Annotated in this window: 18 protein-coding genes and 1 other RNA gene; 3 read left to right on the top strand and 16 right to left on the bottom strand. The window is 70.6% G+C overall.

The genetic code is table 11. The annotated features are described in order from the left end of the window. Nucleotides 1-35: 35 nt before the first annotated feature. From DFR50_RS01655 to DFR50_RS01635, 5 genes are all read right to left on the bottom strand, one after another. Nucleotides 36-1,097 carry an ABC transporter ATP-binding protein gene (locus DFR50_RS01655; protein WP_113887427.1) on the bottom strand — a complete coding sequence of 354 codons (1,062 nt, stop codon included), beginning with the start codon at nt 1,095-1,097 and terminating at the stop codon, nt 36-38. Nucleotides 1,098-1,208: 111 nt separating this feature from the next. Further along, nucleotides 1,209-2,159, bottom strand: coding sequence for a quinone oxidoreductase family protein (locus tag DFR50_RS01650; protein ID WP_113887426.1), 951 nt, complete (start codon nt 2,157-2,159; stop codon nt 1,209-1,211). 82 nt (nt 2,160-2,241) lie between these two features. Beyond that, nucleotides 2,242-3,024, bottom strand: coding sequence for an ABC transporter permease (locus DFR50_RS01645; RefSeq protein WP_113887425.1), 783 nt, complete (start codon nt 3,022-3,024; stop codon nt 2,242-2,244). Then, a complete protein-coding gene (locus DFR50_RS01640; RefSeq protein WP_113887424.1) occupies nt 3,021-3,899 on the bottom strand; it encodes an ABC transporter permease in 879 nt (292 codons plus the stop codon). The genes DFR50_RS01645 and DFR50_RS01640 overlap by 4 nt, the downstream gene beginning before the upstream one ends. 204 nt (nt 3,900-4,103) lie before the next feature. Continuing rightward, nucleotides 4,104-5,210 carry an ABC transporter substrate-binding protein gene (locus DFR50_RS01635; protein WP_113887423.1) on the bottom strand — a complete coding sequence of 369 codons (1,107 nt, stop codon included), beginning with the start codon at nt 5,208-5,210 and terminating at the stop codon, nt 4,104-4,106. A 222-nt stretch (nt 5,211-5,432) separates the two neighbouring features. Between DFR50_RS01635 and DFR50_RS31825 the strand changes: the two genes are divergently transcribed. Beyond that, on the top strand, nt 5,433-9,473 hold the full coding sequence (locus tag DFR50_RS31825; RefSeq protein ID WP_170152996.1) for an AsmA family protein: 4,041 nt from the start codon (nt 5,433-5,435) through the stop codon (nt 9,471-9,473). A gap of 43 nt (nt 9,474-9,516) precedes the next feature. Here the strand turns inward: DFR50_RS31825 and DFR50_RS01625 are convergent, their stop codons facing one another. The 6 genes from DFR50_RS01625 to DFR50_RS01600 all read right to left on the bottom strand — a co-directional run bounded on the left by DFR50_RS01625 (nt 9,517) and on the right by DFR50_RS01600 (nt 13,901). After that, nucleotides 9,517-9,744 (bottom strand): ribbon-helix-helix domain-containing protein, encoded by a 228-nt coding sequence (locus DFR50_RS01625; RefSeq protein WP_113887422.1) that lies wholly within the window; start codon nt 9,742-9,744, stop codon nt 9,517-9,519. Between the two features lies 1 nt (nt 9,745). Continuing rightward, the gene (locus tag DFR50_RS01620; protein WP_113887421.1) at nt 9,746-9,934 is read right to left on the bottom strand and encodes a DUF4169 family protein; all 189 of its coding nucleotides are present in this window, start codon (nt 9,932-9,934) and stop codon (nt 9,746-9,748) included. Between the two features lie 32 nt (nt 9,935-9,966). Next, entirely contained in the window at nt 9,967-10,545 is a 579-nt protein-coding gene (locus tag DFR50_RS01615; RefSeq protein WP_113887420.1) for an SspB family protein, read from the bottom strand. Nucleotides 10,546-10,643: 98 nt separating this feature from the next. After that, nucleotides 10,644-11,002: a transfer-messenger RNA gene (gene ssrA, locus DFR50_RS01610) on the bottom strand. Nucleotides 11,003-11,213: 211 nt separating this feature from the next. Next, nucleotides 11,214-12,713 carry a hypothetical protein gene (locus DFR50_RS01605; protein ID WP_210208774.1) on the bottom strand — a complete coding sequence of 500 codons (1,500 nt, stop codon included), beginning with the start codon at nt 12,711-12,713 and terminating at the stop codon, nt 11,214-11,216. Nucleotides 12,714-13,127: 414 nt separating this feature from the next. Next, nucleotides 13,128-13,901 (bottom strand): enoyl-CoA hydratase, encoded by a 774-nt coding sequence (locus tag DFR50_RS01600; protein WP_113887418.1) that lies wholly within the window; start codon nt 13,899-13,901, stop codon nt 13,128-13,130. A gap of 246 nt (nt 13,902-14,147) precedes the next feature. Between DFR50_RS01600 and DFR50_RS01595 the strand changes: the two genes are divergently transcribed. Continuing rightward, on the top strand, nt 14,148-14,558 hold the full coding sequence (locus tag DFR50_RS01595) for a hypothetical protein (RefSeq protein ID WP_147262629.1): 411 nt from the start codon (nt 14,148-14,150) through the stop codon (nt 14,556-14,558). A 119-nt stretch (nt 14,559-14,677) separates the two neighbouring features. On the opposite strand, the gene DFR50_RS01590 is transcribed toward DFR50_RS01595, so the two are convergent. The 5 genes from DFR50_RS01590 to DFR50_RS01570 form a co-directional block, all read right to left on the bottom strand. After that, on the bottom strand, nt 14,678-15,646 hold the full coding sequence (locus DFR50_RS01590) for a metallophosphoesterase (protein ID WP_245427240.1): 969 nt from the start codon (nt 15,644-15,646) through the stop codon (nt 14,678-14,680). A 287-nt stretch (nt 15,647-15,933) separates the two neighbouring features. Further along, complete coding sequence (gene lpdA, locus DFR50_RS01585) at nt 15,934-17,322, bottom strand: dihydrolipoyl dehydrogenase (RefSeq protein WP_113887415.1); 1,389 nt, start codon at nt 17,320-17,322, stop codon at nt 15,934-15,936. 110 nt (nt 17,323-17,432) lie between these two features. Continuing rightward, nucleotides 17,433-18,755 carry a dihydrolipoamide acetyltransferase family protein gene (locus DFR50_RS01580; protein WP_113887414.1) on the bottom strand — a complete coding sequence of 441 codons (1,323 nt, stop codon included), beginning with the start codon at nt 18,753-18,755 and terminating at the stop codon, nt 17,433-17,435. 3 nt (nt 18,756-18,758) lie between these two features. Then, nucleotides 18,759-19,772 carry an alpha-ketoacid dehydrogenase subunit beta gene (locus DFR50_RS01575; RefSeq protein WP_113887413.1) on the bottom strand — a complete coding sequence of 338 codons (1,014 nt, stop codon included), beginning with the start codon at nt 19,770-19,772 and terminating at the stop codon, nt 18,759-18,761. A gap of 3 nt (nt 19,773-19,775) precedes the next feature. Continuing rightward, complete coding sequence (locus tag DFR50_RS01570; protein WP_113887412.1) at nt 19,776-21,002, bottom strand: 3-methyl-2-oxobutanoate dehydrogenase (2-methylpropanoyl-transferring) subunit alpha; 1,227 nt, start codon at nt 21,000-21,002, stop codon at nt 19,776-19,778. A gap of 310 nt (nt 21,003-21,312) precedes the next feature. On the opposite strand from DFR50_RS01570, the gene DFR50_RS01565 reads away from it, so the two are divergent. After that, nucleotides 21,313-21,900 (top strand): class I SAM-dependent methyltransferase, encoded by a 588-nt coding sequence (locus DFR50_RS01565; RefSeq protein ID WP_113887411.1) that lies wholly within the window; start codon nt 21,313-21,315, stop codon nt 21,898-21,900. Nucleotides 21,901-21,910: the final 10 nt, after the last annotated feature.

Genomic DNA, 21,910 nt, shown 5'->3' with positions numbered 1-21,910 from the left:
AGCGACGGCCCGCCTGTCGACCGGCGCCGCCCCCCTCACGGGCGGTCGAGAACGATGACGTCCTCGCGGGCGAAGCCGATCTCGACCGTCGCGCCCGGGCGGGGCGGCGCGACGCCGCCGGCGTTGAACGTGTCGATGTGAAACGGCTGCTCGCCGAAGAGCGCCTTGATCCGCACGACCGAGCCGAGGAAGCTCATGTCCTCGACCACGGCGCTGAGGACATTGCCGCCGCCGCCCGGGCCGCAGCGCAGCGCCTCGGGGCGCAGCGCGATCGTCCTGGCATCCCCCGCTTTCGCATTCTCGATCGGCGCGGCGGCGAAGATCGTCGTCTCGCCGAGCCGGATCGCGCCCCGGGCCGGATCGACGACCCGACCCTCGAACATGTTCAGCGTGCCGACGAAGGAGGCGACGAAGCGCGTCTTCGGCCGGCTGTAGATGTCGGAAGGCGTGCCGACCTGCTCGATCGCGCCCTCGTTCATCACCACGATTCGGTCCGAGACCGACAGCGCCTCCTCCTGGTCGTGGGTGACGAAGATGGTGGTGACGCCGAGCCGCCGCTGCAGCGACCGAATCTCCTCGCGCAAGGCGACGCGGATGCGCGCGTCGAGCGCCGACAGCGGCTCGTCGAGCAGCAGGATCTGCGGGTTCGGCGCGAGCGCGCGCGCCAGCGACACGCGCTGCTGCTGTCCGCCCGAGAGCTGGTGCGGATAGCGGCGCCCGAGTTGGGGCAGCTTGATCAGCTCCAGCATCTCGGTCACGCGCCTGGAAATCTCCGCCGCGGGCCTGCCCGCGACCTTGAGGCCGAAGCCGATGTTGCGCTCGACCGTCATGTTGGGAAACAGCGCATAGGCCTGAAACACCATGCCGACGGCGCGGCGGTTGGCGCGCAGGTGGGTGACGTCGGCGCCCGCGATGCGGATCGCCCCCGCCGAAGGGGTCTCGAAACCGGCGATCATGCGCAGGACCGTGGTCTTGCCGCAGCCGCTCGGCCCGAGGAAGGTGACGAACTCGCCGCGCTCGACCGGAAGGCTGAAGTCCTTGACGACCGCCGCGGCGCCGAACGTCTTGCGGATGTCAGCGAGTTCGAGAAAGGACATCGGTGGACCCCTTGCGCATGGCGTTGCTTGATGTCCCGGCCGGCGATCCCGGCGAGCGCCCCCGGCCCCGCCCGGCGCGCTTCTCGCCCGGAGCGAAACGAGCGCCGCGCCTCACGGAACGAACACCGCGCGCGCGCCCTCCGCCTCCCCCCACACCGCGCCGACGTCGGCGAGCGGCACGGCGCGGGCGGCGATCGCGAGGCCGGCGGGCGTCGCCGCCGCGAGCACGGCGGCGATCGCCGCCAGCAGGCGGGGAGCCGGCACGCTGCCGAGGCCGCTGCCCATGATCGAGATGGGGGTGGAGCGCAGCACGTCGGCGAGAAACGGAATCTGTCCTCCCGTCAGGGCGCCGATCTGGACGAAGCGGATCTCGCTCGATTTCGCCGCCGCCGCGGCCGCGGCGGACAGCAGGAGCTCGGCGCTGCGGCCCCAGAGGTAGTCGAGCACGACGTCGACGCCTGCGGCGAAGGCGTCGCGAAAGCGCGCCTCGAGCGCGCGCTCGTCGGCGCCGAGCGCGATGGTCGCGTCGGCGCCGAGGGTTTCGAGCGCGGCCAGCGCCGCCGGATTGCGGCCGGTCGCGATCACCCGTTTCGCGCCCAGGCGCCGGGCGATCTGCACGGCCAGCCGGCCGGAAGCGCCGGTCGCCCCGTTGACCAGCACCGTCTCGCCAGCGACGAGCCGGGCGCGCTCGGTCAGCGCCGCCCAGGACGACATGCCGGGATTGGCGATCGCCGCCGCCGTCACGTCATCGAGATCCTCCGGCACGCGCAGGCAGTTCTGCGCCGCGACGACGGTTTCTTCGGCAAATGCGCCGTACGGGGCGCGCGGCAGCAAGAAATAGACGCGGGCGCCGTCCTCGAGACGGCCGACCCCGTCGACGCCGGCGATGAACGGGTAGGCGCCGGACGCGCTGTAGTGCGCGCCCGAAGCGCGGCCGCGGGCGAGTTGCGTCAGCGCGGCCGCCCTCACCTTGACGAGGCGCTCGCCCTCGCCGGGAACGGGCTCCGGAAAATCAGCGTAGGCGGGCGCGAGCCCGGCTCCCTGAACGATCGCGGCTTTCATGGCGCAACTCCTCATGTCTTCGCCGGCGCCGCCTCGGCGCCCTTCCCTCCCGGGCCGGCCCGGGCGGCGACCGCCGGCGCGCCTATCGCTTGGCGCCCGGCGACGCGCCGCCGACGAGATGGATGAGGCCGAGCGACGCCCAGGTCAACGCGAAGGCCACGATCGCCAGCGCCGCCGGCTCGTAGGCGCGCGAGGCGCCGATGCGCTGGAGATAGGGGCCGAAGGCCGGCCGGTCGAGCAGGCTCGCGAAGGTGAATTCGCCGATCACGATCGCGAAGGTGAGGAACGCGCCCGACAGCACGCCCGAGCGGATGTTGGGAAGGATGACCTCGACGAGGATGCGCAGCGAGCCCGCCCCCTGGCTCTCCGCCGCCTCGGTCAGCGTCCGCGCGTCGATCGCCTGCAGGGCCGTGTCGACCGCGCGGTACATGTAGGGAAGGCCGAGGCCGACGTAGCCGAACATCAGCAGCGCGTCGGCGCCGAGCGACGATCCCGTCAGCGGCAGCGCGGACGACGAGCCGTAGAGCCGGATGTAGCCGAACACCAGCACGATCGCCGGAATGACCAGCGGCAGGAGCGTGATGAACTCGACGATCCCGGCGAGGCGGGGCAGGCGCAGGCGGACGAAATAGGCGGTCGGCACCACGAGCGCGGCCACGACGACGATGGTGGCGAGCGCGAGGACCGTCGAATAGAGGAACGATTCCCGGAAGGCGCCGCTGGCGAACACGGTCTCGTAGGCGTCGAAGCTGTATTGGCCGCGGCGCATGCGCAGCGAGAATTCGAACGTCGCGACCAGCGGGGCGAGGAAATACACCGCCCCCAGCGCCACCGCCGCCCAGGCGCCGAGCCGTCCGCGGGTCATCGGAACCGGCGCTCCGCCCGGCCGCGCAAGGCGAGGTAGACGAGATTCGAGACGCCGGTGATGGCGAGCATCCCGACCGCCATGGCGTAGCCGAGATTCGGGTCGTGCAGAACGTCGCCGCGGATCTGCGCATAGAGCAGGATCGGCGCGATGTTGAACGACGAGCCGGTGAGCGCGTAGGCGGTCGCGATCGCGCCGAAGGCGTTGGCGAACAACAGCAGCGACCCGCCGAGGGCGCTCGGCAGGAGGATCGGCAGCGCGATCATCCGCCAGTATTGCCAGGCGCTCGCGCCGAGGGTTTCGGCGGCCTCCGCCCATTCCCGCTTCAGCCCGTCGACCGCCGGCGCCACCACCAGGACCATGAGCGGGATCTGGAAGTAGAGATAGGTGACGGTGAGCCCCCAGAACGTCAGGATGTTGAAGCCGTGCGCATAGAGGTCGAGGCCGAGCTGCCTGAGCAGCACGGTGACGAGCCCGAGCCGGCCGAGCGTGGCCATGAAGGCGAAGGCGAGCGGAACGCCGGCGAAATTGGAGGCGACGCCGCTGAAGGTCATGAGCGCCGGCCGCACCCAATCGGCCACTCCGCCGCGCAGCGCGGCGAGCGCCAGCGCGAGCCCGGCGAGCGCGCCGATCGCGGCGGAGGCGGCGCTGATCTCGAGGCTGAGCGCGAACGACAGCCGGATCGACGGCTGGCCCAGACGCAGGAAGTTGGCGAAGGTGAAGGCGCCGTCGCGATCCTGGAATGCGCCGGCGAGCAGCCCCGCCGTCGGCAGGATCAGGAACATCGCGGCGAATACGAAGAACGGCGTCACGCCGAGCCACGCCGGCCAGTCGAGGCGCCGCGCGAAGCGGAGGGAGGCGGAGGCGGTGGGCATGACGAGGGGGCGGCTTCCCGTTGGCGTCCGGAGGGCTCGCGTTTCGCGCGGGCCCCAGCCTGTCAAAAGACGGGCGTCCTTGCGGACGCCCTGCGGCCTGTCGAGAAGACGGGGTCCTTCCGGACCTTGACGCCCGTCGAAACGGGCGTCCTTCCTCGAGCGATCGGGGGCGGCGAGACGCCGCCCGTCCCGGCGAACGCGCGGCTACTTCGCGACCGTCGCGCCGACCACCGTGTCCCAGTCCTTCGAGATCACCTGCTTGGCGGCCTTCTGTTCGTCGAGCGTCGGGAACTTGGCCTTGGCGTAGCCGGCCGGGGGAGGCAGGGCCGCGAGCACGTCGGCCGGGACCTTGCCCGCCTCGACTAGGGCGTTGAACCGAATCGGGTGGCAATAGCCCTTGAGCCAGCCGACCTGGCCCTCGTCCGAATAGAGGTGTTCGAGCCAGAGTTTGGCGGCGTTCGGATGCGGCGCGAAGGCGCTGATCGCCTGGACGTACACGCCCGCCACGACCCCGGTCTTCGGCACGATCACGTCCACCTTGGGGTTGCCCTTCAGGTTGTCGCGCGCCGAGAGGGCGTTGTAGTCCCAGAACACCAGCACCGGCGTCTCGCCCTGGGCGATCGACGCGGCCTTGCCGATCGCGGGGACGAAGTTGCCGGCCTTGTTGAGCTCGGCGAAGAACTTCAGCCCATCCTCCGCGGCCTTGGCGGCGTCCGTCGCGCCGCCCGAGAGACCCGCGGCGTAGACGCCCATCGTCGCCTGGTTCGACGCCCTCGGGTCGCCGGCCAGCGCGACCGACCCCTTGAACTCCGGCTTGAGCAGGTCCGGCCAGTCGGTGGGCTCCGTCTTCACGAGGTCGGCGTTCACCGCGAACGACAGCACGCCGTAATAGTCGCCGGTCCAGTAGCCCTCGGCGTCCTTCGCGGAATCGGGAATCGTGTCCCAGGTCGACACCTTGTAGGGCGCGAGCAGCCCCTCGGCCTTCGCGGCCGGGCCGAACGACAGGCCGACGTCGATCACGTCGGGGGCCTGCGGGCCCTTGTTGGCCTTGTTGGCCTTGATCGCCTCGACCTCGTCGCCCGACCCGCCGTCGGGGTTCAGCTCGTTGACCGCGATCCCGTATTTCGTCTTGAAACTGTCGATCAGCGACCCGTAGCCGCACCAGTCCCGCGGCAGGGCGATGACGGTCAGCTGGCCTTCCTTCTTGGCGGCCGCCACCAGGTCGTCGGGGGGCGCGGCGCATGCGGGGAGACCGAACGCGAGGAACGCCAGCCCGGCGCCCCCGAGCAAAGCCGCTTTTCTGATAGCCATGTCGAGCTCTCCCGTCGCCCCGTCGCGATCCTTGTCAGGGGTTATCGCATTGCCGGTGTGGGTAGTCGAGCTTGATGACGTTTGGATGTCGCGTCTCGCCGGGACCTTGCGACCCGGGACGGTCGTCGCATTGCCCTCGCCGCATTTTCGCGCCAGTTTGCGGCGCCGCGGTCGCGGCGCCGACCCCGTGGGTGTGCGGGGAGAATTCATGATCGTTGGTCCGTGCGCGTCATCCTGACCCTCATCGCGGTCGCGCTCGTCACGTTTCTGACGGCGGCGCTGGTCGCGCCTTATCTCGTCGACTGGTCGGCCCATCGCGCGGACGTCGCCGCGCGTCTCGCAGCGCTGACCGGCGGCCGGGTGGCGCTCGACGGGCCGGTGACGCTGAGGCTCCTTCCGACCCCCTATCTGGAGGTCGGCGCGGGGTCCGCCGCCGGACCGGGCGAGGGCGCGCCCCGGCTGACCTTCGCGGGCGCGCGGCTCGAACTCGCGCTGGTCAAGCTCGCGAGCGGCGCCTTTCGCTTCACCGAGGTGCGGCTGGACAAGCCGGTCCTGACCCTCGCCCGCGCGGCCGACGGCGCGCTCGTCCTTCCCGGCGCGGGCTCGGCCCCGGCGGAAGCGGTCGGTTTCGACCGGGTCGCGGTGCGCGACGGAACGATCCGCATCGCGGCCGGGCGCGGCGCGCCCGAGTTTACGATTCGCGACGTCGATGTCGACGGCGACGCGGCGTCGCTCGCCGGGCCCTATCATGTTTCCGGCAGCGTCGCCGGACCGGGCGGCGCCCCCCTCGCATTCCGGCTCGCCACGGAGAAAGCCGGCGCCGACGGCGCTCCGATCCGGCTCGGGATCGAGCGCGGTCCAGGCTGGCCGGCTCTCGAATTCGACGGGACGCTCGCCTTCCGCGCTCATGGCCCGAGCGCGCTCGGCGCCGCGGTGCTGTCGGGAGCCGCGCCCGACGTCGACGGGCCGATCCCGTGGCGCGCCGCCGGCGCGCTCGCGGCCGACCTCGACGGCGCGTCGCTGACCGGCGCCGAGTTCCGCTTCGGTCAGGAGGAACGGGCGCTGCGCGCCGAGGGGTCGGCGGGGCTCGCCTTCGGCGCCCCCGCGCGGCTCACGATCCGCGCCGAGGCCAAACAGGCCAATCTGGATGCGCTCCTGCGCCGCAAGGGCGAGGACGGCGTCGCGCCCGCGCGGGCGATCGAGCGGCTGTCGGCCGCGCTCGCGCCGGCGCTCGCCGCCGCCGGGCCGGCGACGCTCGACGGGCGCTTCGCGGTCGCGACCGCCATTCTCGGCGGCGACGCCGTCACCGGATTGACGGCGGCTGTCGAGGCGAGGCCGGGCGATCCGATGACGGTCCGGTTCGAGGCCGGCCTGCCGGGAACGACCCGCCTGAAGGCCGAGGGGAGGGCGGACATCGGCGTCGCGCCCACCTTCGCCGGCGCGATCGACTTCGCCACGGAGGACGCCGGCGTCGTCGGAACCTGGGCCGGCCAGGGCGCTCCGGATTTCGCGCCCTGGGCCCAAGCGCTCGGCGACGCGATGTCGGGGTCGCGGTTCGCCGCGTCGGGGACGATCGAGGCGACGGCCGCCGGCGTCTCCGGGCAGGGACTGCGAATCGAATTGGGCCGCTCGACCTTGACCGGGGCGCTCGCGGTCACGCGGCCGGCCGGCGGCGCGCCCGGACGAATCCAGGCCGACCTCGCGACCGATTCGCTCGACATCGACGCGCTGCCGAGCCTCGAGGCCGCCCGGGCGCTGATCGGCGGCTACGACCTGTCGCTCGCGCTCGAAGCCCGGGCGCTCAGCGTCGCCCATCTCGGCGGGGCCGGGATCGCAGGCGCTTCGCTCAGCCTGAAGATCGGCAAGGCCGGTCCGACGACCACGCTGGACCGGCTGACGATCGGCGGGCTGGGCGGCGCCGCGCTCGAGGCGACGGGCGTTTTCGGTCCGGAAGGAATCTCCGCAAGGGGGCGGCTCAACGCGGACAGGCTCGGGGATTTCGCCGCGCTCATCGCCCGCCTCGCGCCGGGCCCGTTCACTCGGGCTCTGGTCGATCGGGCGTCGTCGCTCTCCCCCGCCTCGATCGATTTCGAGGCGGTCGGCGGGCCGTCCGCCGCCGCCGAAGCGCCGGTCCTGCGGACGTTGAAGGCGAGCGGCGCGGTCGCCGGGACGCGGCTCGCGCTCGAGGTCGAGCCGCAGGGGGACGCAGACCGGCGCGCCATCACCCTCGGTCTCGAGGCGCGCGATTCGGCCGCGCTGCTGCGCCAGATCGGTTTCGGCGCGGCGGCGGCGGGCGGCGGCGCCCATGTCGGCGCCGCCCATGTCGACGCCGCCCACGTCGACGCCGCGCATGTCGACGCCGCGCATGTCGACCTGCACGCGTCCGGCGCCTGGGAGGCGGGCTACGACGTCGACGGCTCCGCGCGGGTCGCGGGCGCGGCGGTCGCCTGGCGCGGCCGATACGCGCCCGCCGCCGAGGGCGACGCCGCGAGCCTGTTCGGGGCGCTGAAGGTCGAGGCGGCAAACATCGCGCCGCTCGCCGCCCTCCTCGGCCTTGCCCCGCCCGGTCCGACCCTCGGCCCGGTCGAAGCCGCCGCCGACGTCACCCGGCGCGCCGACCGCTGGACGGTCTCCCGCATATCCGCCGCCGTCGCCGGCGTCAGGGCGGCGGGATCGCTCGTCTACGAGCGGCCCGGGGAGGGCGCGCGGACGCTGGCCGGCCCCGACCTCGCGCGCGCCGAGGACGCGGTCGCGGGGCCGGCCTCCCCGACGCAGGCTGAGCCGGCCGCCGTCACCGGCGCGCTGTCGTTCGACCGGCTTCGCCTCGCCGACCTCGCCGCGCTGGCGCTCGGGCCCGCGCAACCCGCCCGAGCGCCCGCGATCTGGTCGACGGCCGGGTTCCCGGCCCCGCCGCTGACCCTGCCCTCCGCCGCCGTGCGCCTGAGCGCCGCGACCCTCGGGCTGTCCGAAGGCCTGGCCGCGCGCGGCTTCTCGACCAGCCTCCGCCTCGACGGCGGGCGGCTCGACCTCGACGACGTCGCCATGACCGTCGGCGGGGGCGTCGTCTCCGGGCGCGCGACCTTGCGGCGCAGCGGCGACAACGCGACGCTGGAAGGCGCCTTGTCGGCCGAGCCGCTGGCGCTGACGCGCCCGGGCCTGTCCGGTCGGGTCGGCGGTCGCCTCGACTTCGCCTCGACCGGAAGGAGCCCGGCCGCCCTCGTCGCCGGCCTCGCCGGCGGGGGCGAGGTCATGCTTTCCGGCGCCGCCCTGCCGCGTAGCGACCCCGCCGCGCTCGACCGCGTCATCGCCGCGGCCGAGGTCGACGGCGCGGAGATCGACGAGACCAACGTCGCCTACCAGTTCGGCGCGGCGCTCGACAAAGGCGCGCTCGCGATTCCTTCCGGCGCGACGCCGATCGCGCTGAGCGCCGGGACGATCCGGCTCGGCCCGCTGGCGTTCGCCGCCGGCCGCGTCCAGGCGGCGCTGACCGCGACCTTCGCGCTCTCCGATCTCGCGCTCGAGACCCGGCTCGGGTTGAGCGAACCGGCGACCGGGCTCAAGTTCTGGACCGGGCCGCCGCCCGCGGCGAGCGTCACGGTCTCCGACGCGACCGGCGCGCCGAAGCGGCGGCTCGACGTGGCCGCGCTCGCCGCCGGCCTCGCCACCCAGGCGATCGGGCGCGAGTCGGACCGGATCGCCAATCTCGAGGCCGACATCCGCGAGCGCGCGTTCTTCAACCGCCGGCTGAAGGGCGAGCGGTTCCTCGATCGCCGGGCGGCGGAGATCGAGGACTGGCGCGCCGAGCAGGAGCGGCTGAACGGTCTCGCCCAGCGTCTGGCGGCGCAGCGGGCGGAAGAGGAACGGCTCGCGGCGGAAAAGGCCGCGGCGGAAAAAGCGGCGGCGGAAAAAGCGGCGGCCGAAAAGGCCGCAGCGGACAGGGCGGCGGCGGACAAGGCGGCGGCCGAAAAGGCCGCAGCGGAGAAGGCGGCGGCGGACAAGGCCGCGGCGGAGAAGGCCGCGGCGGGAAAAGCGGCGGCGGACGAAAAGGCCGCAGCGGAGAAGGCGGCGGCGGACAAGGCGGCGCTCGAGGCGGCCGGGCGTCTCCTCGGGGCGGCGCCGGAAGGATCCGCCGGATCGCCGCCGGAGCCCGGGGGCGCGGCAGGGTCGAAGGCGGACGGGTCCGAGACGCCGCTCCCGCCCGCGCGGCCGAAGCCGAAAGCCGCCCCTTCGGCGCCGGACCCCGCCGCCAGCGGCCTGTACTGAGCGCGCGCGCCGATCGGTCGCCGAGCCGGCGGGGCTGCCCGACTCATCCGCCGGCGCGGGCGCTCACGGTTTCGAGAACGAAGACGCGCATTGCGGAGGACAGATTGGCTTCGCCGCGCGCCGCGTCGATCTCGGCGGCGAGCGCGTTGATCGAGACGCCCTTGCCGGCCGCGATCGTCTGCAGCCGCAGCCAGAACGCGTCTTCGAGCGAGATGCTGGTTCGATGGCCCGCGATCACGACGGAGCGCTTGACGACGCGGGCGCCGCTCATGTCAGTCGCGGCCGTCCGGCTCGAGCTTGTGGCCGTCGAGGCGTCGATCGCCGGCCTCGCGCTCCGCCTCGATCCGACGTCGTTCGGCCTTGGGCGTTCCGAAAACGACACGGTTCTCCGCCGCGGCGGCCGATTCCCGTTCGCGGTCGCGACGCTTGCGCGCCCGGCGCAAGTTGACGATATCCCCCATCGTGCGGCCGCTCCGGGTCTATCGGTTGAAAGCTATTTCTTGCGGAAGGCGTCGATCGAGACGACCTTGGCCGCTCCCGGCGGCGGCGGCCGTGCGGCCGCGGCCGCCGCGTCCGTCTTGTCGGCGGCGGGCGCAGGTTTCGCCGGCTCGCGTTTCGACTCGGGCGCCGGACCGGGCGCGGGCTTCGCGTGCAGCCGCGATTCGGGGGCCGGCGCCGCCGTCGGCGTCGGCCGGGTCGCGGGCTGGTCCTCGGCCACGCGCGGCTCGAGCTTGAAGCCGAACGGCACCGACGGGTCGGTGAAACCGGTGATTGCATCGAACGGCACGGTCAGCCGCTCGGGCCTGCGGGAGAAATTGAGGCTCACCTCGAACCCATCCTGGCCGACCGTCAGGTCCCAGAACTCGTGCTGAAGGACGATCGACATCTCGTCCGGGAAACGCGCCTTGACCTGGGCGGGCACGACGACGCCCGGCGCCTGGGTCTTGAACGCGATGTTGAAATGATGATCGCCGGGAAGGCCCGAGCGCGCGGCGTCGGCCAGCACCCTGCGGACAACCGAGCGCAACGCGTCCTGAACGAGGAGGTCGTAGCGGATGAGATCGGTCGACATTCGCTTTCAGGTCCGCTTCCGTTTGGCCGGGCGCCGGGAACTTGCAAACTTCCCGACAAGCGCCGCCGCTCCGTGGGCCGCAGCCAATCGCAAAAAGAAGTGGAGGCTTCTGTTGCCAGGCGCCTCCGGACCCCGCCTTCAGGTGCAAACCCTCAGGACTTGATTCCCAGTACCATCACCGCATTACGCGGCGAGGGCCACCGGAGCATAGTTGTCGTTGGCAACTATAAGGTTGACCCGATAACGGCGGTATCATGCCGGGCAAAAGATCGTCCTTTGGGTCCCCCGTCGAACCTATTTCGCCCCCGCCGAAACCCGCCGACAATGCGGGCTTTGGTGGAGGCGCCGGGTACCGCCCCCGGGTCCGAAAGACTTATTTCGACGTCCATTTATCGCCATAGCGGACCTTGCGGCCCGCACGACCTATATAGAACGCCGAATGGGTTCTGCAAAGGGGGCGCTGGATCTTCTGAGGGCTGGAAAACCGACTGCGGTCCTTCCGACCGGGCGCTCTCACGCCACCGGTTCCGGAAACGCTGCGGCGCCCTTCTCGACGAACGCCTTCACGGTTCCTTCCGGCCCTCGGTGGCGAACTGCGCGTGGACGCGTATATCGCATCGAAGCGCCTGTGGATGGCGCGGTCAGTCTCGAGGCGGGCGCTTGCGGCTTCAACCCAGTTTGACGGAGGTCCCCCCGGACGCGTCGGCGGACAGGACGAACGAACTGCGGGCGAACGTGTCAGCGAAATGCAACGTCGCCGACGAGCGCCCCTCCTGCAGGGTCAGCGTTCCGCCCGCGCCATGGGCGTTCGGCGTCCATGTCTCCTCGACGCCGGGCGCGAATTTGAAGCCCAGAAGGTCGATCGTATCGGCGGCGCCGAAGGATTGGATAGCGTTGAGGAGGTTGACACCCGGGTCGATCTGCAAGGTCGCGGCATGTTTGCCGCCGACGAATTCCACGGCTCCGGCGCCCAGCGCGCCTTGCGCGCCGACCTCGAGGACTGCCGCGTAAATCTCTGTCGAGCCGTAATGGTTCGACCGGTGCGCGACGGCGACGTCGCCGGCGCCGATCCGCAGCGTCGAGGCGGCGTCGCCCTCGATCGGCCCGGCGAGCGTGAGCTTGGCGCCTTGCGCGCCCGAGACCGAGGCCAGCTCCTGTCCCGCGAACAGCCAGTTCGAGGCGATGTCGATCTGCTGGGTTACCTCAACGGCGCCCCCGCCGGAAAGCGCATCGATTTCGCCGCCGTCGAAAATCGTCTTTCCATGCAGAATGGCGGAACCGTCGATCGCCAGCGTGTCGTAGAGGCCGAAGCCGGCTCCGCCCCAGTCCAGTTCGCCTCCGTGAGTCACGGTCAGCGAGGAAACCGTCGGAGCGGTCTGGCCGAACGACAACGAGCTGAGATTCGTCCAGCGCGAGCCCTTGCCGTCGATCACGACATAGCCGTCGCCGCCCGGGGCGACGACTCCGACTTCGTCGTTGACAACCCCGCCGCCGGCTATCGTCAAGGCGCCGCTGTAGCCCTCGGCGATCGCGCCGACATAGACGTCGGTCAGGGCGACGCGGGAGCCGGATCCGAGGATGTCCGCAGAGCCCTTGCCGAAACCGTCTCCGAGCTGCAGCGCCGCGGCGGGATTGCTGAAGCCGTTCGGGCCGCCGGAGACCTGACCCCCGCTTTCGACGACCAGCGCGCCGTCGCCGGTTCCCCCGACCTCGATTCCGCTGGTTCCGGAGGTCCAGCGTCCCTTACCTGAAACGACCAGTTCGCCGCCATGAACGAGAGCGTATTCCTCGCTCACGACGCCCTCGACGTCGAGCCGGACCGCCGAGCCGTCGCCGCCGATGAGCATCGTCTGACGCCCGGCGAGTTTCGCGCCCGAAGCCACCGTCAGAGCGGCGCCTGCGCTCAGTTCGAGGTCGTAGCTCGGCGCATTGGATCGCGCCGCCGGCGAGAAATCGAGCTCGCCGTTCGTGAGAATGAGACGGCCGCCGGTCATGCGCAGGTCGCCGACCTGGTCGGCGACGCCATTCGATCGCAGCGATACGAGCCAGGAACGGCCATCCTGGACGACCGCATACTCGCCAGCTGTGGGCACGCCGTTCGACCAGTTCGAAGGATTGCTCCATTCCAGGTCTCGACCCGCGCCTGTCCATCTTGTCGATTTGGTCAACGCTGCCCTCGATTGGCCCGCGACGGGGACACGGTCGTGTTTCCGGATGCGCCTCGGGAAAGCGTGCGCGCGTGAGCATCGCATTCTTGTGGTGAGCCGTAAATCGGGACGGACCGCCGCCTGTTTCGGCGCCTCGGGACCTGACATCGCGCGAGGGACGTTCCGACGCGGTGCGAAATGGCCCGCCCTCCCCGCTTCGCCCCCGCTCGCGACAATCATGCGCGCGACCTTGTCCACAGGGCCTTCGCCTCGATCGCAAGGCGGCCCGACATCAGCGCCGCCGAACGCCGCAGGCGCCGCCCGCGGTCTGGGCGCCCGTCGCCGCGCCGGCCGGCGTTCCTTTCGCCGACTTCCGGAATCCCGGCGCCGGGACGGGAAAACCGACCGCGGTCCCGCCGACCGGTTTCGCTCGCGCTACCGGTTCCTGAACGCCGCGGCGCGCTTCTCGACGAACGCCTTCATGCCTTCCTTCTGGTCCTCGGTGGCGAACAGCGAGTGGAAGATGCGGCGCTCGAAGCGGATGCCCTCGGTGAGCGTCGTCTCGTAGGAGCGGTTGACGCTCTCCTTGGCGGCGTAGACCGCGGCGGCGGACAGCGCGGCGATGGTCGCGGCGACCTTGAGCGCCTCCTCGAAAAGCTGCGCCGCCGGCACGACGCGCGAGACGAGGCCCGCGCGCTCGGCCTCGGCCGCGTCCATCATCCGGCCGGTCAGCACCATCTCCATCGCCTTCGACTTGCCGACGAAGCGGGTGAGACGCTGGGTGCCGCCGGCGCCCGGAATGACGCCGAGCTTGATCTCCGGCTGACCGAATTTCGCCGTGTCGGCGGCGAGAATGAAGTCGCACATCATGGCGAGCTCGCAGCCGCCGCCGAGCGCGAAGCCCGCCACCGCCGCGATCACCGGCTTGCGGGTCTTGGCGACGTTCTCCCATTTCGAGATGAAATCCTCGATGAACACGTCGGCGAAGGTCTTGTCCTGCATTTCCTTGATGTCGGCGCCGGCGGCGAAGGCTTTTTCCGAACCGGTCAGCACGATCGCGCCGACGCCCTTGTCGGCCTCGAAGGCCTCGAGCGCCTTGTTGAGGTCCTCGATCAGCCCGGCCGAGAGCGCGTTCAGCGCGTGGGGCCGGTTGAGCCGGATGACCCCGACTTTCCCATGCGTTTCGACGAGGATGTTTTCGTAGGTCATTGGGCGCGCCTCCGGGGAAGATTCGCGCAGACCTAGCGAATGGAGCGCGGCGTGGAAAGAGGCCCTGCGCCCGGCGCGTCCAGGAGGCGGCCCGTCGCGGCTCGGACCCGCGCTCCTCAGCATGCGAGGCCGGGAAGGAACAAAGTCCGCAACCGGCGGTTGACAGAGCGGTGTCCTTTTGCGCCTGTGCCGCGATCGGCGCTCCCAACCAAGAGGCCTGCGCAGTCCCATCCCCCGGAGGCGAACGTGACTCTGACTCCTGTCAAAATTCTCATGTGCTTGTTCAGTCTCGGGGCATCGACGCTCGCTCAGGCCGAATGCCTCAAGAGTGTCAGCGAGATGAAGGCAAGCAAAGTGAAAACCCACTGGAAGGAGACGACCGAGAACGATGGCAAGCCGTTGACGATTTCAATCGCCGATGGCGCCCACGGGCTCGTCTACACCGCCAGCAAGGCCGGCGCGCCTTGGCTGACGGGCAACGTATCCGTCTGTCGTTCCGGGGGCGCGACCAGGATTACCTTGAAAAACACTCGGGCCACGAGCCACGTCCCGATGATCGCGAGGATGGCGTTGCCTTCCACTCAGTCGGCCCAGATCGTCAATAACCAGATCAGGCTGGCGGGCGGCGCATGGAGCGGAACCTTCGTTGCGCAATAGCGCGCGCGGGATCGGCGCCGTTCGGGACGCTCGTCGCGCTTCGGCATCGTCCGTCGAAACCCGAAGGCGCCGAGGCGGGGCCGCCCGCGCAGGCAATGGTGTGCGAAGCGCCGGCCGGCCTACGCGGGCCCGCCGCACGCCAGCCGATGCAAGGTGATCTCCGGCCGATTGTTGAAGCGCACCGGAACGACGCAGGACCCCGCCCCCACTGAGGTGTAGCCCGCCATGCTCGCGTGCCGCCAGGCGCCGGCGGCGAAAGCGCGCGGCAGCTTGGCTTCGAGCAGGATGGGAACGCCGCCGGGCAGGCAGATCTGCCCGCCGTGGGTGTGGCCGCTCAGCATCAGGTCGAAACCCGCGTGCGCGGCCTGCCGGTAGATTTCCGGCGTGTGCGAGAGCAGCACCGAGACGCACTCCTGGGGAATGTCCGCCGCGGCCTTCTCGAGGTTGTCGGCGCGGTAGAAATGCGCGTCATCGACCCCGGCGAGCCAGATCGAGGCGTTCCCGCGCTCGACGACCGCGCATTCGTTGAGAAGAACCCGGATGCCGAGCGCCTCGAGGTCGGGAACCATGGCGATCGAATCGTGATTGCCGAGGACCGCGTAAAGGTCGCCGCGCAGCGCCTGGCGGAGGACGGCGACCGCTTCGAGGCTGGGGCGGCAATCGCCGTGGGCGGCGCCGCGATAGTCGCCCGTCAGCACGCAGAGATCGTAATCGAGGTCGCGCGCCAGTTCGGCGGCGCGGCGCATGGCCGGAGCGCTCAGGTCCGCATGCAGGTCGCTCAGATGCAGAATCGTGAAGCCGTCGAACGCGTCCGGCAGGCGGGCGAGGCGCACGACGTTGCGCCGCAGCTCCACCTTGCCGGCATTCGCCAGGCCGAGTCGGTAGGTTCCGGTGACGCGCAGCGCGACCTCGATGATCGCCTGCATCACCGGCATGTTCTCGATGTGCAGGAAACTCAGGCCCTGCCCGAACGCCTGCGCCTCGTGCTCGCGCTCCATGCCGAGACGGAGTTTTGCGTGCAGCGGCCCGAGCCGGGCTTCGAGACGAAGAGCGATTTCGTCGGGATCGAGGAGGCGATACGCCGTCACGTCTTCCGCTTTCGCAAACAGGAATAAAAGGGACCGTCGCCCGAGACGGACGCTTCCTCCGACGCCGCCATTGCGAGGAGCGCAGCGACGCAGGCATCCGCGCCGCCGCCGCGCCCTGCGGCATGGAAATCCCCGCGCACGTTGATTACTGCCGGGCGATCGCCAAGGGAACGCGCTCCATCGTCGCGACAGGCGTCAATATACGACATACGACGGCCGCTTCCAGCGACACTCCCCCTCCGGCTGGAGCTGGAGCGCGTCGAGGCGTCGGGCGGGCCAGGCGCCGCTCAGATATGCAGCGGGTGGCCCAGCGCCTTCAGCGCGGCTTCGTGAAACGCCTCACCCTGAGTCGGGTGGGCGTGGATCGTGCCGGCCACATCCTCGAGCCGCGCGCCCATCTCGATCGCGAGCGCGAATCCCGACGACAGTTCCGAGACGCCGGCGCCGACGGCCTGGACGCCGAGCACGACGTGGTTGTCGTTGCGCGCCACGATGCGCACGAATCCCTCGTCGTCCTGTTTGGTCATCGCGCGGCCGTTGGCGCGGAAGGGAAAAAGCCCGGTGACGATCTCGCCGTGGGCCGCGCGCGCCGCCTCCGGCGAGAGACCGACAGCGACGATCTCCGGATCGGTGAAGCAGACGGATGGAATGGCGCGATGGTCGAAGGCGCACTTCCTGCCCGCAATGATCTCGGCGACCATCTCGCCCTGCGCCATGGCGCGATGGGCGAGCATCGGCTCGCCGGTCACGTCGCCGACCGCCCACACGTTGCGCATCGAGGTCGCGCACCTTTCGTCGATGCGGACGAACGGTCCCGCCATGGTCAGGTCGAGCCGTTCGAGCCCGAAGCCTGCGGTGCGCGGACGCCGTCCGACCGCGACCAGCACCTTGTCGGCGGCGACGGCGCTCTCCTCTCCGTCCGCGTCGGCGAGATGAAGCGCGCCCTCGCCGAAGCGGAGCGCCCGCGCGCCGCAGCGGACGTCGACGCCGAGGTCGGCGGCGCGGCGGGCGACGGGCAGCGAGAGCTCCTCGTCGTAGAGCGGCAGGATTCTCGGCAGCGCTTCGACGATCGTGACCTTCGCGCCGAGCTTGGCGAAGGCCGTGCCGAGCTCCATGCCGATGTAGCCGGCGCCGACCACGGCGAGCCGGCCCGGCACGCGTGTCAGCGCCAGCGCTTCGGTCGAGGACAGAATGTCGCCGCCGAACGGCAGCGCGGCGAGCTTGAACGGTTCGGAACCGGTGGCGATGACGAGATGCTCGCAAGAAATGCGCTGGTCGCCGGTGTCGGAATGGGCGATCGCCGTCTTGCCGTCGACGAGGGCGGCGCGGCCGCGGATCGTGCGCACTTTCGCCTTGTCGAGCAGCCGGCCGACCCCGGTCGAGAGCCGCGCCACGATCGCGTCCTTCCAGGCGACCGTCTTGGCGTAATCGAGAACCGGCGGCGCGAGCGCGACGCCGATGGCGGCGAGCGCCGCGGGCTCGGCCAGCGCATGGACGGCGTCGGCTGCGTGGATGATCGCCTTCGAGGGAATGCAGCCGACGTGCAGGCAGGTTCCGCCGAAGCGGCCGTCCTCGACCAGCACCGTGTCGAGCCCGAGTTCGCCCGCGCGGATCGCCGCGACATAGCCGCCGGGCCCGCCACCGATGATCAGGACCTTGCAGCTAAGCTCGCTCATGGCATGCCTCGCCTTTCGCGCCTCTCGCCGTTGCCCTTCCCCCTCGGGGGAATGCGACGCGAAGCGCCGGATGAGGGTCGGACGTGCGAATCACCTCGACGAACCTCGCTCTAATCCTCGATGAACAGCGACGCCGGCGCTTCGACGAGCGCGCGGACACGCTGGATGAAACTGGCCGCGCCGTGGCCGTCGATCACCCGGTGATCGAAGGACGACGACAAATTCATGGTCTTGCGGGGCGTGAAGGCGCCGTCGCGCCAGATCGGCTTCACCACGATCCGGTTGACGCCGACGATCGCCACCTCGGGCCGGTTGACGATCGGCGTCGAGACGATCCCGCCGAGCGCTCCGAGCGAGGTCAGCGTGATGGTCGAGCCGGTCAGCTCCTCGCGCAGCGCGGTTCCATGGCGCGCCGCCTCGCTCACCCGGCGCATTTCCCGCGATGCCTCGTTGAGGCCGAGCGTCTCGACGTGGCGCACCACCGGGACCATCAGCCCGGCCGGCGTCTGGGTCGCGATCCCGAGATGCACGGCGCCGTAGGTGGTGAGCAGGTCGTTGTCGTCGTCGAAATGCGCATTGACCTCGGGGAAGTCCGCGACCGCCTTGACGATCGCCAGCATCAGGAACGGCAGCACCGTCAGCCGCGGCCGCTCTGCCGTGGCGCGGGCGTTCAGCGCGGCGCGCAGCTCCTCGAGCGCGGTGACGTCGACCTCCTCGACGTAGGAGAAGTGGGCGACCCTGCGCGACGACTCGGCCATGGCCTGGGCGATGCGGCGGCGCATGCCGACGATCTTCACGGTCTCGACGGCCATGTTGCGCGCGCGCCCGCCGCCTTTCCCCGGCGCGTCAGGCGGATGGGCGATGAAGGCGTCGAGGTCGTCGTGGGTGACGCGGCCGGCCGGTCCGGTTCCGGGCACGAAGCGCAGGTCGACGCCGGCCTCGCGCGCCTTTAGGCGCACGGCGGGCGAGGCGAGCGGCTTCTCGCCCGGCGGGCGCGGCGCGCCGCGAGGCGCAGCGCGCGCCGCCGCGGGAGGCGACGGCGCGGTCCTGTCCGACCGCGCGGCCGGCTCCTCGTCGGCGGCCGGGCGGGAGGCCGCCGCTGCCACCGCCTCCGCCGGGCGGGCGTCGCGGGCGCCGGCCGCGGCTTTGGCGACGCCTTTCGGCGGCGGGGCGGGGCTCGAGTCGGGCAGGCCCGGCGCATCGATGCGGATCAGCTCCGAGCCGACCGGCAGCACGTCGCCGACCGCGCCGCCGAGCGCGACCACCTGGCCCGCGACCGGTGTCGGGATCTCGACGGTCGCCTTGTCCGTCATGACCGCAGCGACCGGCTGATCCTCCTGGACCAGGTCGCCGACCCCGACATGCCACTCGACGATCTCGGCCTCGGCCACGCCTTCGCCGATGTCGGGCATCTTGATCGTGCGCAGGCCCATGTCTCAGGCCTCCATCGCCTTGAGAAGGGCGCGGCCGACGCGCGCGGGACCGGGGAAATAGTCCCACTCCTCGGCATGCGGATAGGGCGTGTCCCAGCCGGCGACGCGCTCGACCGGCGCCTCGAGCGCATAGAAGCAGCGCTCCATCACCTGCGCGGCGAGTTCGGCGCCGAACCCACTGCTCAGCGTCGCCTCGTGCACGATGACGCAGCGCCCGGTCTTCTCCACCGAGGCGACGATCGCGTCGACGTCGAGCGGCACGAGGCTGCGCAGGTCGACGATCTCCGCGTCCACGCCCGTCTCCTCGGCGGCCGCCTCCGCGACGTGCACCATCGTGCCGTAGCAGAGCACGGTGACGCCCTTGCCCTCGCGCCGCACCGCCGCCTTGCCGAGCGGCACGGCGTAGCGGCCCTCCGGAACCTCGCTCAGCGGGTGCTTCGCCCAGGGGACCGCGGGCTGCTCGGGATGGCCGGAAAAGGGGCCGTTGTAGAGCCGTTTCGGCTCGAGGAAGATCACCGGATCGTCATCCTCGATCGCGGCGATCAGCAGGCCCTTGGCGTCGTAGGGGTTGGACGGAATGACCGTCTTGAGGCCGCTCACGTGGGTGAACAGGGCCTCGGGACTCTGGCTGTGGGTCTGGCCGCCGTAGATGCCGCCGCCGCACGGCATGCGGATGACGATCGGCGCGAAGAACTCGCCCCCCGAACGGAAGCGCAGGCGCGCCGCCTCCGACACGATCTGGTCGTAGCCGGGATAGACGTAGTCGGCGAACTGGATCTCCGCCACCGGCCTCAGGCCGTAGGCGCCCATGCCGATCGCGACCGCGACGATGCCGGATTCGTTGATCGGCGCGTCGAAGCACCGCTGCTTGCCGTATTTGCGCTGCAGCCCCTCGGTGCAGCGGAACACGCCGCCGAAATAGCCGACGTCCTCGCCGAACACCACGACGCGCTCGTCCTCGGCCATCTTGCAGTCCATGGCGTCGCGGATCGCCTCGACCATCGACAGGCGCGCCATCGTCTAATACCCCAGTTGCTGGCGCTGTTCGCGCAGGTGGCGCGGCATCTCCTTGTACACGTCCTCGAACATCGAGGCGGTGCTGGGCTTGGGCCCGTCGTGCAGCGTGCCGTGCGCCTCCGCCTGCTTGGCCGCCTCCAGCACCTCGGCGTCGACTTCCGCCTGCATCTGCCGCATGCGCTCCTCGCTCCAGGCGCCGATGCGGATCAGGTGGGCCTTCAGGCGCGCGATCGGATCGCCGAGCGGCCAGGCGGCCTGCTCGTCCTTGGGCCGGTATTTCGACGGGTCGTCGGAGGTCGAGTGGGCGCCGGCGCGGTAGGTCACCCATTCGATCAGCGTCGGCCCGAGATCGGCGCGCGCCCGGTCCGCGGCCCATTTCGAAGCGGCGTAGACGGCGAGGTAGTCGTTGCCGTCGACCCGCAGCGAAGCGATGCCGAACCCATGGGCGCGGGCGGCGAATTTGGCGCTCTCGCCGCCGGCGATCCCCTGGTAGGAGGAAATCGCCCACTGGTTGTTGACGATGTTGAGAATGACCGGCGGGCGGTAGACCGAGGCGAACACCAGCGCCGAGTGGAAATCGGTCTCGGCGGTCGAGCCGTCGCCGATCCACGCCGAGGCGATCTTGTCGTCGCCGCGGATGGCGGAGGCCATGGCCCAGCCGACGGCCTGCGGATATTGCGTGCCGAGATTGCCGGACACGGTGAAGAACCCGGCCTCCCTGGCGGAATAGAGGCCGGGAAGCTGGCGGCCGCGCAGGCGGTCCTTCGCGTTGGAGAAGATCGAGTTCATCATGTCGACCAGCGGCCAGCCGTAGGCGATCAGGAGACCCTGCTGGCGGTAGGTCGGAAAGCACATGTCGCCCGGCGCAAGCGCCTTGCGATGGGCGCAGGCGACCGCCTCCTCGCCGAGCGAGGCGATGTAGAACGACGTCTTGCCCTGGCGTTGCGACATGAGCATGCGGGCGTCGAAGGCGCGCGTCAGCATCATGTCGCGCAGGCCCGTGCGCAACTGCTCGGAGGTCAGTTCGCCCGCCCAGTCGCCGACGGCCTCGCCGGAATCGTCGAGGACGCGGATCATCGAATAGGCGAAGTCGCGGATTTCGCCTGGGGGCACGTCGATCGGCGGCCGCGGCGCCTCGCCCGCCTCGGGCACGTCGACGTGGCTGAAGTCGGGCTTTCCCCCCGGCCGCACGGTCGGCTCCGGCACGTGCAGCGACAGACGCGTGGTCATCGAGCCATTTCCTCCGGAGGCGCCTCGGGCACCTTATCCGTTCGCCCGGGATCTTGTCATCGGCAACGCGTTCAGGGAAGCGACGGAGCGGGCCGACGCGCGCCTTCGCCGGGCCGGCCGCGGCGAACACGACGCGACCCCGCTTGACCCTGTGCATGTGTGTCCGGTCGGTTTCGAGCCCGAGTTCCGCAGGCCGACCGAACTTCAGCCGAACAGGCGTCCTTGACAAACATAGTTTACAAGGATAATATGGATTCGCACGGCGTCATGCCGATATTGTCCCCACGAACCCGCGAGGAGGCGAACGGCAGTGCGCGGCGCCTTGTTGAAACTGTTGTCCCACGTTCGCAATGCGACGATGGACCTGCGATACGGCGGGCTTCTCCATGGAATGACCGCGCCCCGGTTTCCCGACGCCTATCCGTCGGTTTCCAGTTCCTACGATGTCTTGCCGATTTTATTTGCCGGCGTCGTCGTCACGGACAAGGACGTCCTCGTCGATGTCGGCTGTGGCAAGGGACGGGTGATCAACTGGTGGCTACATCGATACGGTCGCAACAGGATTTACGGGATAGAAATTGATCCGGAGATCGCCGCTGCGGCAGCGAAAAGACTCAAGCGGTACAAGAACGTCCAAATCTTGACTGGCGACGCTTGCGAACTTCTCCCGGAAGACGCCACGATCTTTATGCTGTTCAATCCTTTCAATGAAAGAGCAACGTTCAGGTTCATGGGCGCCGTGAAGGCGCTTCCCGACCTGGACGGCGACAGGAAACGAACCATCTTATATTACAATTGTTTGTACAAGGACTTGTTTGTCAACGACGGCGGTTTCGCCGTTCGGGACCTCGTGGTTCCGAAGGGATGCCTGCCCTGCGCGGTCATCGTGTCGCGGTAGCGCGTCGCTG

This window comes from Roseiarcus fermentans (assembly GCF_003315135.1).
GTDB classification, from domain to species: Bacteria; Pseudomonadota; Alphaproteobacteria; order Rhizobiales; family Beijerinckiaceae; genus Roseiarcus; species Roseiarcus fermentans.
This window is presented reverse-complemented; position numbering and strand designations above follow the sequence as displayed.